Annotated in this window: 12 protein-coding genes and 1 tRNA gene; 6 read left to right on the plus strand and 7 right to left on the minus strand. The window is 74.9% G+C overall.

Going from position 1 to position 16,856, the window contains the following annotated elements:
• Window positions 1-72: 72 nt before the first annotated feature.
• The 5 genes from AC3EUJ_RS12930 (at window position 73) to AC3EUJ_RS12950 (ending at window position 5,554) form a co-directional block, all read left to right on the plus strand.
• Window positions 73-1,665: an FAD-binding oxidoreductase gene (locus AC3EUJ_RS12930; protein WP_431961271.1), complete on the plus strand. Its 1,593-nt coding sequence runs from the start codon at window positions 73-75 to the stop codon at window positions 1,663-1,665.
• A 78-nt stretch (window positions 1,666-1,743) separates the two neighbouring features.
• On the plus strand, window positions 1,744-2,625 hold the full coding sequence (locus AC3EUJ_RS12935; protein ID WP_431961272.1) for a diacylglycerol kinase family protein: 882 nt from the start codon (window positions 1,744-1,746) through the stop codon (window positions 2,623-2,625).
• A 25-nt stretch (window positions 2,626-2,650) separates the two neighbouring features.
• The gene (locus AC3EUJ_RS12940; protein ID WP_431961273.1) at window positions 2,651-3,310 is read left to right on the plus strand and encodes a class I SAM-dependent methyltransferase; all 660 of its coding nucleotides are present in this window, start codon (window positions 2,651-2,653) and stop codon (window positions 3,308-3,310) included.
• A gap of 357 nt (window positions 3,311-3,667) precedes the next feature.
• Complete coding sequence (locus AC3EUJ_RS12945) at window positions 3,668-4,633, plus strand: RNA polymerase sigma factor (RefSeq protein WP_431961274.1); 966 nt, start codon at window positions 3,668-3,670, stop codon at window positions 4,631-4,633.
• A 414-nt stretch (window positions 4,634-5,047) separates the two neighbouring features.
• Complete coding sequence (locus AC3EUJ_RS12950) at window positions 5,048-5,554, plus strand: tetratricopeptide repeat protein (protein ID WP_431961275.1); 507 nt, start codon at window positions 5,048-5,050, stop codon at window positions 5,552-5,554.
• A gap of 198 nt (window positions 5,555-5,752) precedes the next feature.
• Here the strand turns inward: AC3EUJ_RS12950 and AC3EUJ_RS12955 are convergent, their stop codons facing one another.
• Together AC3EUJ_RS12955 and selD are read right to left on the minus strand one after the other, a co-directional pair.
• Entirely contained in the window at window positions 5,753-6,259 is a 507-nt protein-coding gene (locus AC3EUJ_RS12955; RefSeq protein WP_431961276.1) for a hypothetical protein, read from the minus strand.
• 453 nt (window positions 6,260-6,712) lie between these two features.
• Window positions 6,713-7,741: a selenide, water dikinase SelD gene (selD, locus tag AC3EUJ_RS12960; RefSeq protein WP_431961277.1), complete on the minus strand. Its 1,029-nt coding sequence runs from the start codon at window positions 7,739-7,741 to the stop codon at window positions 6,713-6,715.
• A gap of 122 nt (window positions 7,742-7,863) precedes the next feature.
• Between selD and AC3EUJ_RS12965 the strand changes: the two genes are divergently transcribed.
• Window positions 7,864-7,956, plus strand: a tRNA-Sec gene (locus tag AC3EUJ_RS12965).
• A 22-nt stretch (window positions 7,957-7,978) separates the two neighbouring features.
• Here AC3EUJ_RS12965 and selB read toward each other — a convergent pair.
• From selB to fdh, 5 genes are all read right to left on the minus strand, one after another.
• Window positions 7,979-9,775, minus strand: coding sequence for a selenocysteine-specific translation elongation factor (gene selB / locus AC3EUJ_RS12970; RefSeq protein WP_431961278.1), 1,797 nt, complete (start codon window positions 9,773-9,775; stop codon window positions 7,979-7,981).
• A 1-nt stretch (window position 9,776) separates the two neighbouring features.
• Window positions 9,777-11,123 (minus strand): L-seryl-tRNA(Sec) selenium transferase, encoded by a 1,347-nt coding sequence (gene selA / locus AC3EUJ_RS12975; RefSeq protein WP_431961280.1) that lies wholly within the window; start codon window positions 11,121-11,123, stop codon window positions 9,777-9,779.
• 364 nt (window positions 11,124-11,487) lie between these two features.
• Entirely contained in the window at window positions 11,488-12,507 is a 1,020-nt protein-coding gene (nrfD, locus tag AC3EUJ_RS12980) for an NrfD/PsrC family molybdoenzyme membrane anchor subunit (protein ID WP_431961281.1), read from the minus strand.
• On the minus strand, window positions 12,504-13,523 hold the full coding sequence (locus AC3EUJ_RS12985; RefSeq protein ID WP_431961282.1) for a 4Fe-4S dicluster domain-containing protein: 1,020 nt from the start codon (window positions 13,521-13,523) through the stop codon (window positions 12,504-12,506). The genes nrfD and AC3EUJ_RS12985 overlap by 4 nt, the downstream gene beginning before the upstream one ends.
• On the minus strand, window positions 13,520-16,813 hold the full coding sequence (fdh, locus tag AC3EUJ_RS12990) for a formate dehydrogenase (protein WP_431961283.1): 3,294 nt from the start codon (window positions 16,811-16,813) through the stop codon (window positions 13,520-13,522). Before fdh ends, AC3EUJ_RS12985 begins: the two co-directional genes overlap by 4 nt.
• Window positions 16,814-16,856 lie beyond the last annotated feature (43 nt).

A 16,856-nucleotide genomic window follows, 5' to 3' on the forward strand; every position in this document is an offset into this window, starting at 1 on the left:
GTGTCACAGTGTAACGCCCAGCGGGGGCCGCAGGAGACCGCACCCCCGGAAACGACCGGTGAGGACGAGCCCGTGGACATGTTGTGGAGCGGCTGGGGCGACCCGGCCGAAGCGGCCCCGCTGCCCGACACCGTGATCGGCCTGCTGCGCGATCTGCTGGGCGTCAAGCCCCGCGGCGCGGAACCCGCCGCCCTGGAGGACATCGCCGTACCCGGGTCCCCGCTCACCGAGGCGGCCCGTCAGGACCTCGTCGACTGCGTGGGCGACCCGGCCCACGTGCGCACGGACGCCGAGACCCGGATCCGCCACACGCGCGGCAAGTCCACCCCCGACCTGCTGCGCATCCGCGGCGGCGACGTCGACGACACCCCGGCGGCCGTCGTGCTGCCCGCCGGCCACGACGAGGTCCTCGCCGTGCTCGCCGTCTGCGCCGAACACGGCCTGGCCGTCGTCCCCTTCGGCGGCGGCACCTCCGTCGTCGGCGGCCTCGCCCCGCAACGGCGGCGCCCCTTCCTCGCCCTGGACCTGCGCCGCATGAACCGGCTGCTGTCGCTGGACCCCGTCTCGCGGACCGCGATCCTCCAGCCGGGCCTGCGCGCCCCCGACGCCGAGGCGCTCCTGGCCGAACAGGGCTTCACCCTCGGCCACTTCCCGCAGTCCTACGAGTGGGCCACCATCGGCGGATTCGCCGCCGCCCGCTCCAGCGGCCAGGCCTCCGCCGGCTACGGCCGCTTCGACGAGATGGTGCTGGGCCTGACCGTCGCCACCCCGCGGGGAACCCTCGACGCTGGCCGGGCCCCCCGCTCCGCGGCGGGCCCCGACCTGCGCCAGCTGATCCTCGGCTCCGAGGGCGGGCTGGGCGTCATCACCTCCGTGACGGTGCGGATCCGCCCGCTTCCCCAGGCCAAGGTCTACGAGGGCTGGCGCTTCGCCTCCTTCGCCGACGGCACCGCGGCCCTGCGCCGGCTCGCCCAGGACGGGCCGCGCCCGACGGTGCTCCGCCTGTCCGACGAGACCGAGACGATGGTCGGCCTCGCCCAGCCCGGGGCCATCGGCTCCGGCACCCCGGCGTCCGCCGGCTGCACGGCGATCGCCGGCTACGAGGGCACCGCGGAGGACACCGCGCTGCGCCGGGAGCAGGCGTCGGCCGTACTGCGCGCGTGCGGCGGCGAGTACCTGGGGGAGGAGCCCGGCGAGCGCTGGGCGCACGGCCGCTTCTCCGCCCCCTATCTGCGGGACTCGCTCCTCGACGCGGGTGCCTTCGCCGAGACACTTGAGACGGCCACTTTCTGGTCCCGGATCCCCGAGTTGTACGACTCCGTGCGCGAGGCGCTCACGGCGACGCTGTCCGCGGCGGGCACCCCGCCGCTGGTGATGTGCCACATCTCGCACGTCTACGAGAACGGCGCCTCGCTCTACTTCACCGTCGTCTCGGCGCAGGGCGAGGACCCCGTGGCGCACTGGACCCCCGCCAAGGAGGCCGCCAACGAGGCCATCCTCGCCGCTGGCGGCACCATCACCCACCATCACGGTGTCGGCACCGACCACCGCGACTGGTACGTCCGGGAAGCGGGCCCGCTCGGCATCGAGGCCCTGCGCGCCGTCAAGGACGCGCTCGACCCCGACGGACTCCTCAACCCCGGCATCCTGCTGCCCACCCGCTGACCGGCCACCACCGGCCCGGACCGACCTCACCTCCGCACCCGCCCGCCGATCCGCCGTCCCCGCCCCGGAGGCACGCCCATGCGACAGTTCACGGCCGTCGTCAACCCCACCGCCGGGGGCTCCACCGGGGCGGCGGCCCTCCTCCCGCTGGCGAAACTGCTCCGGGAGGCGGGCGCGGAACTGGAGACCGCGTACAGCGACAGCCTCCGGCACGCGCAGGAACTGGCGCGCCGGGCCGGCGAGCGCGGTCACGTCGTCCTCGCCGTCGGCGGCGACGGCATCGTGGGCGGCATCGGCGGCGCCCTCAGCGGCACCGGCACCGTCCTCGGCCTGGTACCCGCCGGCCGCGGCAACGACTTCGCGCGCGCCCTCGGCCTGCCCCGCGGTCCCGCCGAACTCGCCCGGATCCTGCTGCACGACGAGCCGCGTGCCGTCGACACCATCGAGGTCGAGTCGGCGGTCCACGACCGGAGCGTCGTCCTCGGCAGCGTCTACGCCGGCGTCGACGCGGTCGCCAACCACCACGCCAACACCGCCCGGTTGCTGCGCGGTCCGGCCTCCTACTACGCCGGCGGCCTGCGCGCCGTGGCCGGCTGGCGCGCCGCCGCCTACCGCGTCACCGTCGACGGCGTCGTCCACGAACGCCGCGGCTACACCGTCGTCGCCGCCAACTCCGGCTACTACGGCTCCGGCCGGGCCATCGCGCCCGGCGCCCGGGTCGACGACGGCCTGCTCGACGTCGTCGTGATCCACGACGCGCCGCGCCGCCTCTTCTTCACGCTGATGAACGAACTCAAGACCGGCGCGCACGTCGCGCGCCCCCAGGTCGAGATCGTGCGCGGCAAGGAGATCCGCATCGAGGCCGACCGCGCGGTCCCCTACGGCGCGGACGGCGAGGTGGAGGCCGCCCTCCCGGTCACCGCGCGGATCAGGCCCGGAGCACTCCAGGTCCTGTGCTGACCTCCGGGACGGCTAGGCTCGCCCGGTGCCCGAACACGCCTACCTCGCCGCGGTACGGGAGTCGTACGACACCGTCGCCGCCGACTACGCCGCACAGGTCAGCACCCCGGCCGGGCTGGATCCGCTCTCCCGCGCCATGCTGGCCGCCTTCGCCGAGACCGTCCGCACCGCCGGCCGCGGACCGCTGGCGGACCTGGGGTGCGGCCCGGGATACGTGACGGCGCACCTCGCCGGCCTGGGGGTGCCCGCGTACGGCGTCGACCTGTCGCCGCGGATGGTCGAGGTGGCCCGGCGGGCCCATCCGCACCTGCGCTTCACCGTGGGGTCCATGACGGCGCTCGACATCGGCGACGGCGAACTCGGCGCAGTCCTCGCCTACTACTCCACCCACCACACGCCGCCCGAACTGCTGCCCGTCGTGTTCGCCGAGTTCCGGCGGGTCCTGGCGCCGGGTGGCCATCTGATGCTCGCCGGCTGGGTGGGCGAGGACGAGCACCTGCGTCCGGAGCGCGCGTACGGCGGCCACCCGGTCTCGTACGGGCTCCACATGCTGCCGGCACCGAGGCTCGCCGCGCTGCTCGAGGAGGCCGGGCTCACCGTCACGGCGCGCCTGGTCCAGGAGCCCGCCGCGGGCGCGAAGCGCCGTGTCGTCACGCTCCTCGCGGAGCGGCCCGAACGCCCCTGATGGGGTGGGCCGGCTTGTTGGGGTTCAGCTCGACGCGCTCGCCGGGGAAGCCGAACACCCCGGCCACCGAACCGCGCCAGCCGCCGGAACCCGCGCGGCGGGCTTGTCCGGCCGTAACGTGAGGTCATGGCGTTGTCGGCGTGATCGGGAACGACGACGCACGGTGACCTTCCTCTCCCGGACCCGCCGGCTGCCGCAGGGCGCGGCGCGCGCCCGGGCCATCCGGTCGGCCGTGCGCCGCCGGCGGCCGCGCTTCCCGTGGCGGGCTGTCGAGCCCTTCCGCGCCGGAGGCGTTTCCGGGTCGTCGCGCCGGCGCCGTAGCATCCGCCGGAGAGGGACGACAGCGGAAGGGACGCAATGAGTCTGGACGAGTCCGTGGCCGCCGGCGCCGAGGACGTCGCGCTCACCCGGGCAGCGCAGGTCGGTGACGTCGCCGCGCTCGGCCTGCTCCTGGAGCGGCACCGGGCCGGTATGCGCGCCGTCGCCCTGAGCATCCTGGGCCCGGGGCCCGACGTGGACGACGTGCTGCAGGACGCCGCGCTGACGGCGCTGCGCCGCGTGGGCGACGTCCGCGACCCCGCCGCGGTAGGGCCGTGGCTGCGGATGGTCGTCCGCAACGGCGCCCGTTCCCTGCTGCGCGGCACGGTCCCGACCGGTCCCCTCGACGACCTCGTCGTGCGCGCGGCGGACTCCGGCCCCGAGCGCTGGCTGGAGCACAACGCGCTGCGGGACTGGATCTGGGAGGCCATCGAGCAGCTCTCCCCAACGCTGCGGCTTCCGCTCGTGCTGCGCCACTTCACCGCCGGCGTCAGCTCGTACGAGCAGATCGCCGCCGCCTGCGGGCTGCCCGTCGGTACCGTCCGCAGCCGGCTCAGCCAGGCCCGGGCCAAGCTCGCCCGGGCCCTCGCCGACACCGCGGACGGCGCCCACGACGACACCGCGCGGCGCACCCGGGCCAGCAGGACCGAGGCGCACGAGACCCTCGCCGCGGCCGAACGCGGCCACTTCGCCGATCTCCTGCGGGAACGCTGGTCCCCCGAGGTCGCCCTGCTCAGCGGAAAGGAGCGCGTGGGAGGCAGGGACCTGCTGATCCGAGGCATGGACTGTGACCTGACCGCCGGTGTCCGCCAGCGCCTCGCCCACGCCGTCGCCGGGCGCTCGCTGACCGTCTGGGAGATGGACATCGCCAACCCGCCGGACAACCCCGACCACTGCCCGCCCGCCGTGGCCTGGCTGATGACCCACGACCCCGCGGGCAGGGTCGAGCGCCTGCGCCTCCACCACCCCCGCCCCGTGCCGATCCCTGGCGCCGCGGCCGCGTGAACCGAGCCGGGACGGGTGTCCGGGGCGGGGTGGCCGCGTCCAGTGGCCGCGTCTCAGCGGTGGAAGCGGATGACTGCGAGGGGCTCGCGCTGAAGACGACGCCGCTCCCGTGGCCGTGGGGGCGGCCGACACCCCGAAGTTCGTTGTGCTGCCGTGCTCGCCCGGTGCCTGGTCGCTGTCGACCCCGGCGTCGCGGTGCGCGCGGACAATGCGCGGCTCTGCCACCCATACCGGGTTCCCAGCCCCCGCCGGCGTCTTGCGAGGTGTCAAACCACTCCAGGTGAAGCGGAGTCGGGCTTTCCGTGGCATGGCGTCCCAAGCGAAGCAAGCGGTCGACAGCGGGCGTATTCCTTCACGTCCGTACTGTTGCCGGGGTCGTGTGTCGCCCCGGTGCGGAGCTGCCAGGATGTGCTCATGAACGAGAACGATCAGGGGCGGGACGAACTGCTGGCGGCCGCGGTGGCGCTGCGTGAGCACGGGGAGGCGGAGGCGGCGAGGCAGCGGCTGGTCGCCCTCGCCGAGCGGTTCCCGGGGGACGCGGAGGTGGCCTACCAGGCGGCGTGGGCGCACGATGTACTCGGCCTGGAGGCGGAGGCGGTGCCGTTCTACGAGCTGGCCCTGCGCGGGGCGGGGCTGTCCGAGGAAGACCGGCGTGGTGCGCTGCTGGGCCTGGGCAGCACCTACCGGGTCCTCGGCCGGTACGACGAGGCCGTGCGCCTGCTGCGCGTGGCCCTCATCGACTTCCCCCACGACGGCGCGCTGCGGACCTTCCTGGCGATGGCCCTGTACAACACCGGCGGACACCGCGAGGCCATGCGAATCCTGCTGACGCTGCTGGCGGACAGCAGCTCCGACCCGGACATCGCACGCTACCGGGGGGCCGTGGCGTACTACGCCGAGGATCTCGACGCCACCTTGTGAACCCGGGGCGGGGGGCGTCCCGCGTCCTGCCTCGCCCCGCACGTCGGTGCGGACGACCGTCGCCGGCACGTCGTCGAAGGCCTCCTGGTCACTTTCGGACGGCGTCCCTTCGCGCGCCCCGTCCCGCGCCGGATCGCGATGGAGCTCACCGATCCCATCGGCCCGCCGGCCCGGCGCCGCGCCCACCACTGCCGGCGCCTATCGCGGCATGCGTACGCGTCCCGCCCGGAGCCCCGTGAGAACGGCAGTGGTGACCAGGGCGTACGCGATGTGCGGCACGATGTCGGAGATCCAGTCCGACCGCGACCAGGTGCGCGGATCGGTCACGCGCAGCACGGTCATCGGGCCGTTGGTGCCGATCAGCGCGCCCACGGTCGCCGTCGCCGTCAGTGCGGCGGCCGGCGGGCGCCAGCCGCAACCCAGGGCCAGCCCGAGCGTCGCGCCCATGCCCGCCCCGGCCGCGATGCCGGTGAGTGCGCCCAGGGAGGAGATGCGGTTGCGGCGGGCGCCGTCGTCGCCGGGGATCGGCACGTGCGTGGCCTCGGAGAGCCGCTCGACGGTGGTCGCCGGGGCGGAGCTGGCGGAGCGGCCGCGCAGCAGCATGTCCAGGTAGCCCACGGTGTTGAGCGCCGTCGTGCCCGCCGCGCCCGCGGCCGCCCCGCACAGTACTCCGTGCGCGCGTCCGAAGCCGTCACGGTCCGTCACGGGGTCACCGTGCCACGGGGAGGTGTGCCGTCGCGCCGGGGGAAGGGTGTGCGGGTCGTCGCCTGCATACCTCCCAGTAAGGCGCCGGACCCCGCAGCGCGCCACCGGAACCGGGGGCCTGCGCGCCGCGTGGTCCGGGGTCGCGGCTCGCCCCGCCCAATGGCCCTCGTATCGGGCTCGTCGAAGCCGGGCAGGTGACAAGCTGACGGCCCGCACACTCCAGCCGGGGGAGCGCAGCGAGCACTCCGGCACCCGCTCCTTCAAGCCGATCGGCACCCGGGTCCACCCGGCGAGCACGCCGCGTGGCGGGGCGGGTGTGCCCGGCGATGCGGGCGGCCGCGGCCCGTACGTCGGCGTGGGTGATGGTCACGATGTGCTCCGGGCTGGTGGGCGAGTCCGGAGAAACAGCGTGGCAACCCACTGTTCCGGCTCGTCGGGCCTTCCGTGCGGCGATCAGCGGACGACGAGCCGGTGCTCACCTGCGGGTACCAGCTCCCCGATGACGGGGGCACCGGGCACCTCCCCGGCCACCAGCAGGCCGCCGGAGGTCTGGGCGTCCGCCAGCAGCAGCCGGGTCACCTCGTCCGCGCCGCCGAAGTCGGTGTGCGGGGCGACCCAGGCGAGGTTGCGGCGGGTGCCGCCGCTGACGTAGCCGTCCGCCGCGGCCGCCCCGGCCCCGTCGAGGTACGGGACCGCCGAGGCGTGCACCACCGCGGTCACCCCGGAGGCGCGGGCGAGCTTGTACAGGTGGCCCAGGAGCCCGAAACCCGTCACGTCGGTCGCGCACACCGCGCCCCCGGCCAGCGCCCGCTCGGCGGCGTCCCGGTTGAGCGTGGTCATGGTCTCCACGGCCTGCGGGAAGACCTCGCCGGTCGTCTTGTGGCGGTTGTTGAGCACGCCCAGTCCCAGGGGCTTGGTGAGCGACAGCGGCACCCCGGGCCGGCCGGCGTCGTTGCGCAGCAGGCGGTCCGGGTCGGCGGTGCCGGTGACGGCCATGCCGTACTTCGGCTCCGGGTCGTCGACGCTGTGGCCGCCCCCGACGGCGCAGCCCGCCAGGGTCGCGACGTCCAGCCCGCCGCGCAGCACCTCCCGGGCCAGCTCCAGCGGCAGCAGGTCCCGCGGCCAGCTCAGGAGGTTCACCGCCACGAGCGGGGTGCCGCCCATGGCGTAGACGTCCGAGAGGGCGTTGGCCGCGGCGATCCTGCCCCAGTCGTAGGGATCGTCGACCACCGGCGTGAAGAAGTCCGCGGTGGTCACCACCGCCCGCGCGCCGGGACCGCCGGGCAGCCGGACCACGGCCGCGTCGTCGCCGGTGTCCAGTCCGACGAGCAGGTCCCTCCCGGGGGAGTCCGCCGGGCCCCCGGGGGTCAGCCCGGCCACCATCTCCTCCAGTTCCCCCGGGGGGATCTTGCAGGCGCAGCCGCCGCCGTGGGCGTACTGCGTCAGCCGCACGCTGTCCTGCCGGACGCCGGTTCCCGTCATGACCGTCGTGGTCCTCTCGCGGTGGGCACCGGCACCGCGGTGGCCCGTGCCCGGGTGACACCGCCGTGTGGCGCGTTGACTTGGGTGGGGGCCGGAGGTTCGATGGGCGTCCGGCCCGGCAGGGAGACGTCAGGGAGCCTGGTGGCCCCCCCGGTCTTCAAAACCGAGGTGTCCGAGCAACTCGGGCAGGCGGGTTCGATTCCCGTCCGTCTCCGCCGGCCGGCCGGCCCCCGGGCGTCACCGCGCATCGCGCCCGTGCCCCGCGTCGGGGGAGCCCGCGCAGCGGCGCAGGGCACCGTCCAGGCGGACGGTGCGGCCCTGCCGGTCGAGGTGCTCCAGCAGCGGGATGACGACCCGCCGGGTGGTGTCCAGCGCCCGGCGTGCCTCGCTCGCGGTGAACGGCTGCCCCAGGCGCGCCAGTACGGCCGCCGCCCGCGCGTCCGCGCCCGGCAGCAGCACGATGCCCTCGCCGATCCTGAGCAGCGCCCCCGCGGATTCGGCCGCCGCGAGGAGCCTCGGGGTCAGCCCGAGTTGCTCCAGCCGATCGGCCTCGGGCGCGCGGAACGGCGTACGCGCCAGGTCGGCGCGCACCGACTCGACGGCGGCCTGGGCCGCGGGAGGCAGCCTCGGGCGCGCGCGGCTCCCGTACAGCCGGCCGTCGCCCTGGCGCAGGCCGGGCGCGGCCGCGGCGAGCGCCTCCACCAGGGAACGGTCCGGCAGCCCGAGCGCCTGACGGGCCGCCTCCAGGGGCATGCCCGGCTCCAGGGGGTTGCGTACGGCGTGCTCCTCGACCGTCGCGCGCAGCCGGTCGCGCAGCGCCGTCCAGTGGCCGGGGTCCGCCAGCCAGTCGCCCGTCACCGGGTCGCCCGGTGGCCGTACGCCCATGGCGAGCAGGTCCGCGCGCCGGACCAGCCCTCGGCGGCGCAGTTCCGCCGCCCCGTCCGCGGCTTCGGGGCGGGCCCGCAGCTCACCGGCCCGTGCCGCCGCCGCGCCACGGCGGGTCAGCCGGGGCGGACGGACGTCGAGGACGGTGACCCCCGCGGGGATACGGTGACGTCCCGGGTCGCGCAACAGGGCGGTGTCGGCGACCCGCAGGGGCAGCGCCGTGGCCAGTCGCAGCCGCGCGCTGTCGTCGCCGAGCGGACGGACCGTCACCGGCACGGCGGCCGAACCGGCGTGCAGCATGAGCTCGCGGGGCAGGTCGCCAGCGGCGTCGCCGCGCAGCCGCACGTCGACGAGGTCGGTGGTCAGCCAGCGGTCCGGGGTCAGCAGCGCGTCCCCGCGCCGCACGGACCCGGCGCCGGGTCCGGTCACGTTGACCGCCACCCGGGCGACCGCGCCGACCTCCTGCCGGGGCTCCTTCAGGGACTCCAGGCCGCGCACGCGCAACGGCCGTCCGTCGCGGGCGAGGTGGAGGTGGTCGCCGACCCGGACGGTGCCCGCGGCCAGCGTTCCGGTGACGACCGTGCCCCGGCCCCGCACCGTGAAGGAGCGGTCGACCCACAGCCGCACGTCCGCCGCGGGATCAGGGGAGGGCAGGCCGCCCGCCAGCCGGACCAGGGCCGCCCGCACGTCGTCGAGCCCGGCGCCGGTGACGGGGCTGACGGCCACGCACTCCACCTCGCCGAGGGAGGACTCCGCGATGCGGGCTCTGGCCTCCTTCCGGGTGGCGTCGGGGTCGGCCAGGTCGCGGCGCGAGACGGCGAGGACGCCATGGCGTACGCCGAGGGCGTCCAGGACGGCGAGGTGCTCCTCGGACTGCGGCTGCCAGCCCTGGTCGGCGGCGACCACGAAGAGCACCGCGGGAACCGGGCCGACGCCGGCGAGCATGTTGCCCACCAGGCGTTCGTGTCCGGGTACGTCCACGAAGGCCAGGTCGCCGGCGCCGGGGAGCCGCGTCCACACGAACCCGAGGTCCAGCGTCATGCCGCGCCGCCGTTCCTCCGCCCAGCGGTCGGGCTCCATTCCGGTCAGGGCCCGCAGCAGTGCCGACTTGCCGTGGTCGACGTGGCCGGCGGTGGCGACGACATGCATCTCAGCTCCCCGTCCCCGGCAGGGTGCCGGTCCGGCGCACGGCCGTCGCCAGTTCCTCGTCCGCCTCCTCCGGCACGGCCCGCAGGTCGAGCAGGCACCGGCCGTCCTCCACCCGGCCCAGCACCGCGGGATCGGCCCGCCGCAGCAGGGCGGCGTACGCGGCGGGCAGCGACACGGCGGCGCTGGGCAGGGTGACGCCGGGCGCGCCGCCGCCGCCGACCACCGCTTGGGAGTCGGCCGCGTGGCTGTCGAACCCGTGGGCGCGCAGCCCGGCGGCGAGACGCCCGGCCCGCTCCCGCAGCCGTGCGGGGTCGGCGTGCAGTGCTCTCCGGGTCGGTGTGGCGGGGCCGCGGAGGGTCGCCTCCAGGGCCGCGAGGGTCAGCTTGTCCACGCGCAGCGCGCGGGACAGCGGATGGCGGGCCAGCCGCCGCACCAGGTCGGCGCGGCCCAGCACGAGGCCGCACTGCGGCCCGCCCAGCAGCTTGTCACCGCTGGCGGTGACCAGGGACGCCCCCGCGCGCAGCCACCCGGTCGCGTCGGGTTCGTCCGGCAGCACCGGGTCGGGGACGAGCAGGCCGGAGCCGATGTCGGCCACCACCGGCGCGCCGAGCCGCGCCAGTTCCGCCACGGGCACGTCGCGGGTGAAGCCGGTGATGCGGAAGTTGGAGGGGTGCACCTTCAGGATGAACCCGGTGTCCGGCCCCACGGCCGCGGCGTAATCCTCCGGCGCGGTGCGATTGGTCGTCCCGACCTCGCGCAGCCGGGCGCCGGTGGAGACCAGCAGGTCGGGCAGCCGGAAGCCGTCCCCGATCTCCACCAGCTCTCCGCGGCTGACGATGATCTCCCGGCCCCGGGCCAGCGCCGTGGCCACCAGCACCAGCGCCGCGGCGCCGTTGTTGACCACATGCGCCGCCTCGGCGTCCGGCACCTGCCGCAGAAGCGCCCGCAGCGCGGAGCGCCCCCGCCGTGAGCGCGCGCCGGTGGCGAGGTCCAGCTCCACGTCGGTCGTCCCGGCGGCGGCCAGCACGGCGTCGCGGGCCGCCCGCGACAACGGGGCGCGGCCGAGGTTGGTGTGCAGCAGCACCCCGGTTGCGTTGAGCACCGGACGCAGCCCGGCGGCGGTCGCCGGGAGCGCCGCGACGGCGAGTTCGGCGAGTTCGTCGACGGGCGCCTCTCCGGCACGCGCCCGCTCCTGCACCCCGGCCACGACCTCCTTGACCACGGTCCGCCCGAGCCGCTCCGCGGCGGCGGCGAGCCGGGGGTCGGCGAGCAGCGCGTCGGTGCGGGGCACCCGGCGGCGCACGTCGGCCGACGGGGAGGCAGCGGTGGCGGTCTGGTCGCGGTCCATCGGCAGCACCTTCGTCCGGCCTTGCTGCGGCCCAGCGTACGGCGCCTGATGCCGTGGCGCGCTCCCGCCACACCGGCGCGGAGCCCAGGGCCGCGGGATGGTGATCCGGGGCCCGCGGTTGCCTCGGCGGCACCTTTCCCCTCCCGATCGGGGCCGGAAGGACCGGCCCGAGCAGGCGGTCGTACCCCGGGTGGAGCCCCCGGGGAGGGCCTGTAACCAGGGGCAAGGCGGGGGTGGACGCGCACCCCGGCACCTTGCGCGCGTCGTCTCGTCAGCGAGGCCCGCTCGCGGGTCGACGAGCCGGAAGGTCACGATCTCGGCCGCCGCGCCGACCACGGGCCCGCGAAAGGTGGACGACCGGGGCTCACCCCCCGCCGGGGGCGCCGTCGCCGTCGGTGCGGGCGTCGAGGCGTTCGCGCTGGGGCTTGACCACGTAGGCGGGGTCCTTCGTGGAGACGACGCCCGCCTCGAACGTGCCGAAGCGCTGGAGCGCGCTGCCCGCCAGCAGGGCCAGCCCGCCCACGGCCGCCGCGGCGCGGCTGCGCCGGGCCAGGGTCAGCGCGGTCACCGCGCCGCCCAGGGTGAGGTACTCCGACGCCCTGCGCAGCCGGTGCGGGCGGCCCATGGTGTACGCCTCCGTCACCAGGCCCGGTCGGCGGCCGATGAGCCGGGAGGCGACGATTTCGGCCGCCGCGCCGGCCACACCCAGTCGCCGGGCGGGCCCCGCCTCGGCCACGGGGGCCAGCAGCATGCCCAGCCCCGCGCCGCTCGCCGCGGCCGACCCGGTGAAGACGAAGGGCAGTTCGCGGCGGGCGTCGTGCCACGCCGGTACGGCCGTCTGCGACAGGAGCACCGCCGTGTACGAGGCGACGCCGGGGGCGAAGAGGGCCGCCGACAGCCCGGCCGGGCGAGCCGAGGCGCGCAGCAGTTTCCCGGGCAGTGTGGCGCGCACGCCCGCGGGCAGCACCTCGGCCGCGGCCGCCAGCGCGCTGCCGGGCCCGTACGCGACCAGGATCCACGTGCCCACCGACATGGGCGAACTCGGCTTGGCGACCCGCAGCATGTGGTGGAAGCGCTCCGGCCGCCCGAGGTCCGCGACCAGCAGGTACACGCTCGCCAGCAGCGCACCGAAGCCGCCGACCCGGCTTGCCCGGGCCAGTTCGGGACGCCGCGTCAGGTCCGCGCCCGCCGCGAGCAGGGCGGCGCCGGCCGACAGCCCGCCGGTGAACAGGTAGGCGGGGACCTTCCACTCCCACACCGGCGGCTTGAGCACCGGACGCCCGTAGTAGGAGCGGAACGTCGCCTTCGGCACCATGGAGCGCTCGCGGCTCCCGTCGTCGTCGCGCCCGCCCCGGCCGTGCCGCACGGTCCGGTCGCCGCTCACCTCCGCACCCCGCCGAGGAACACCGCGGCCGAGGCCGCGAGCAGCGCCGACGCCGCCACGCCCGCGTGCTTCCACATCGACTTCAGGTCGCGGGTCGGCACGACCGGGTCCGGCGGCAGCCCGTACACCTCCGGGTCGTCCAGCAGCAGGAAGAACGCGCCGTCCCCGCCGACCCCGTCGTCGGGGTCGCGGCCGTAGAGCTGTGCCTCGGTCACCCCGGCCTGGTGCAGTGTCTCCAGGCGCCGGTCGGCACGTTCGCGCAACTCGTCCAGCGGGCCGAACTGGATGGAGTCGGTAGGACAGGCCTTGGCGCACGCAGGTTCCAGGTCGTCGCGGAGCCGGTCGTAGCACATCGTGCACTTCCAGGCCCGGCCGTCGTCGGGCCGCCGGTCGATGACGCCGTACGGGCAGCCGGACACGCAGTAGCCGCAGCCGTTGCAGATGTCGGGCTGGACGACGACCGTGCCGAACTCGGTGCGGAACAGCGCGCCGGTGGGGCATACGTCCAGGCAGCCGGCGTGCGTGCAGTGCTTGCACACGTCGGAGGACATCAGCCAGCGGAACTCGGTGCGGGCCTCCGCGCCCGTCCCGGCGCCGGGCAGGTCGAAGGAGGGGAAGCCCAGGTCCACCGGGGCCGTGCCGAGGTCGCCGCCGCCCCGCTTGGCGACCTCCAGGGCGTCGGCCACCACCTCGGCCGTCTCCTCCGTGCGGGACGGGCCGAGGGGCAGGCCGGCCAGGCCCGCGTCCTGGCGGCCGAGCGGGCGCTGCTGCTCGACGAAGGCGACGTGCCGCCACGAACTCGCGCCCAGCATGCCGGTATTGTCGAACGACATGCCCAGCAGGTCGATGCCGTCCTCGGGGATGGCGTTCCACTCCTTGCAGGCCACCTCGCACGCCTTGCAGCCGATGCACACGGAGGTATCGGTGAAGAAGCCCACCCGCGGCGGGTGGTCGCGGTGGCCGGCGTTCCCGGCGGGGTCCGCGAGCGGCCCGTAGAAGCTGTTGTCCTGCGTCATGACGGCTCCTCCGGCCGGTCCGGTTCGATGTGCGCCCGTTCGACGCGGCCGCCCGCCGTCGCTATCCGGGCGCCGGTCTCCGCCGTGATGCCGGCCCGCCGGCGGTAGTCCGCGACGTACTCGAGCAGGTCGGGTCCCCTCGGGCGCCGCCCGGGCCGGACGTCGCAGGTCAGCACCTTGCTCTCCTGGATGAACACGTTCGGGTCGGCCACCACGCCGATGAGGTCGTTGACCACGTCGCCCTTGGTGAGGCCGGTCTGGCCCCAGTGGTACGGCATCCAGACCTGGTGCACGACCCGTCCGTCGACCCGCAGCGGCGCCATCCGGTCGGTCACCACCACGCGCGCGTCGACCGCGGTCCTGCTGGTGACCACGTGGGCCCAGTCCAGATGGCGCAGCCCCCGCTCGGCCGCCAGCTCCGGCGAGACCTCCACGAACAACTCCGGCTGGAGCTCCGCCAGGTAGGGCAGCTGCCGGCTCATCGCACCCGCCGTGTGGTGCTCGGTCAGCCGCGCCGCGGTGAACACGTACGGGAACACCGCGGAGTGCGCCTCGGGCGGCGTGGGGTTGGACGGGTTGTCGGGCCGGCCGTAGACCTTGCGCACCGGGTTGCCCTGCTGGCCGTAGAGCAGGTTGCGCATCGGCGACTCGTGCGGCTCGTAGTGCGTGGGCAGCGGGCCGTCCGCCAGGCCGGCCGGGGCGAACAGCCAGCCCTTGCCGTCGCGCATCATGATGAACGCGTCGTCGCCGTCGAGGGCCTCGATGCCGGACGCCCCGTGCGGAGCCCTGTAGTCCGGCGGCTTGTTCTTCTCGAAGTCGGGGGTGTCGTGGCCGGTCCACTCACCCGCCTCCGCGTCCCACCAGACCAGCTTCTTCCGCTCGCTCCAGGGCCGCCCCTGCGGGTCGGCGGAGGCGCGGTTGTACAGCACACGCCGGTTGAGGGGCCACGTCCAGCCCCACTCCGCGTCGTACGGACCGGTCTCGAAGCGGGAGGTGCGGCGCCGGGACTGGTTGGTCTCGCCGGCGTAGACGCCGCTGTAGATCCAGCAGCCGCAGATCGTGCTGCCGTCGGCCTTCAGGTCGAGGTAGCCGTCGACCGTCCGCCCGGTGCGCAGGTCGATGCCGTTGATGTGGCGCAGCACGTCCGCGGCGGAGGGCTCGTCGCCCTCCGTCTCGTAGTCCCAGGCCAGGTCCAGCACGGGACGGTCGCGCTCGTCGGTCGAGCCGGCCAGCTTCTCCTTCAGCCGTACGCCGAGCTGGTGGAAGAACCACAGCTCCGACCGCTGGTCCCCGGACGGCTCGACGGCCTGGTCGCGCCACTGGAGCATCCGTTGCGTCTGCGTGAAGGTGCCGGCCTTCTCCACGTGCGAGGCCGCGGGGAAGAAGAACACCTCGGTGCCGCACCGCTCGGTGACGATCTCCCCGGTCTCGACCTCCGGCGCGTCCTTCCAGAACGTGGCACTCTCGATCATGGTGAGGTCGCGGACGACCAGCCAGTCGAGGTTCGCCATGCCCAGGCGCTGCAGCCGGCCGTGGGCCGAGCCGATCGCGGGGTTCTGCCCGAGCAGGAAGTAGCCGAAGACCTTGCCGCCGTCGACCATGTCCATCACGGTCCGGTAGGTGCCGTGGTCGCCGTTGATCCGGGGCAGGTAGTCGAAGCAGTAGTCGTTCTCCGCCGTCGCGGCGTCGCCCCAGTACTCCTTGAGCAGCGACACCATGTAGGCGTCGGCGGCGCCCCAGAACCCCTTCTGCCCGCGGCCGCGGATCCCGTCCAGGTAGGTGGTCAGGTCCTCGTGCGTCACGTCCGGCATCGGCAGGTAGCCCGGCAGCAGGTTGAACAGGGTCGGCACGTCCGTGGAGCCCTGGATGCTGGCGTGGCCGCGCAGCGCGAAGATCCCGCCGCCCGGGCGCCCGATGTTGCCCAGCAGCAACTGGATGATCGACCCGGCCCGGATGAACTGCACGCCCACCGAGTGCTGTGTCCAGCCGACGCTGTACACCAGCGCGGCGGTGCGCTCCCGCCCGGAGTTCTCCGTCCAGGCCCGGCACACCTCCAGGAACAGATCCTGGGGCACGCCGCAGATCCGCTCCACCATCTCGGGGGTGTAGCGGGAGAAGTGCCGCTTGAGCACCTGGAACACGCAGCGCGGGTGCTCCAGCGTGGGGTCGGACTCGATGCCGCCCGCGGCACCCTGGATGAACGGGCCGCCCGCGCCGTGCTGATACGGGGCGGACACCTCCTTGAGGTGGTGGCCCGGCCGCGCGTCCATGGGGACGCTCGCGTACGACCAGCTCGACGCGTCATAGGCCGCGGTGTGCGGGTCGTAGCCGCTGAACAGCCCGTCCAGGTCCTCGGTGTCCTGGTACTGCTCGCTCAGCAGGTAGGGCGCGTTGGTGTAGGCCTCGACGTACTCCCGGAAGTACAGGTCGTGCGTGAGGATGTGGTTGATCACGCCGCCGAGGAAGGCGATGTCGGTGCCCGCCCTGATGGTGACGTGCTGGTCCGCGTGCGCGCTCGTGCGCGTGAACCGCGGGTCGATGTGGAAGACCTTGGCGCCGCGCGCCTTGGCCTCCATGACCCACTGGAACCCGACCGGATGGGCCTCGGCCATGTTGGAGCCCATGATGATGACGCAGTCGGAGTTGATCAGGTCCTGCTGGTAGTCGGTGGCGCCGCCACGTCCGAACGAGGCTCCCAGACCGGGAACCGTGGCGGAGTGTCAAATACGGGCCTGGTTCTCGATCTGCAGGGCGCCGAGGGCGGTGAACAGCTTCTTGATGAGGTAGTTCTCCTCGTTGTCCAGCGTCGCCCCGCCGAGACTGGCCAGACCCATGGTGCGGCGGAGCTTGTTCCCGTCCGCGTCGGCGTCCTGCCAGCCCTTGCGCCGTGCGTCGAGCACGCGGTCGGCCACCATGTCCATGGCCGTGTCCAGGTCCAGCTCCTGCCAGGCGGTGCCGTACGGCGGGCGGTAGAGGACCCGCTGCTCCCGCTGGGGCCCGGTGACCAGTTGCTTGCTGGCCGAGCCTTTCGGGCACAGCCGGCCGCGGGAGATGGGGCTGTCCGGGTTGCCCTCGATCTGGACGACCTTCCCGTCCTTGACGAAGACGCGCTGCGCACAGCCCACGGCGCAGTAGGGACACACCGAACCGGCCACCCGGTCGGCGCTCTCCGTACGGGCCCCGAGCCCGGCCGAGCGGGCCGACTGCGCGGCCTTGCCCCGGCCCAGCGGGTCCGTCCCGGTGAGCTGCCGGTACACCGGCCAGGCGTCGATCCACCGTTTCACGCCCATCCGCCTGCTCCTCCGTGCGGTGGTCCCACCTCCTCCCGACGCT

This window comes from Actinacidiphila sp. bgisy160, assembly GCF_057707815.1.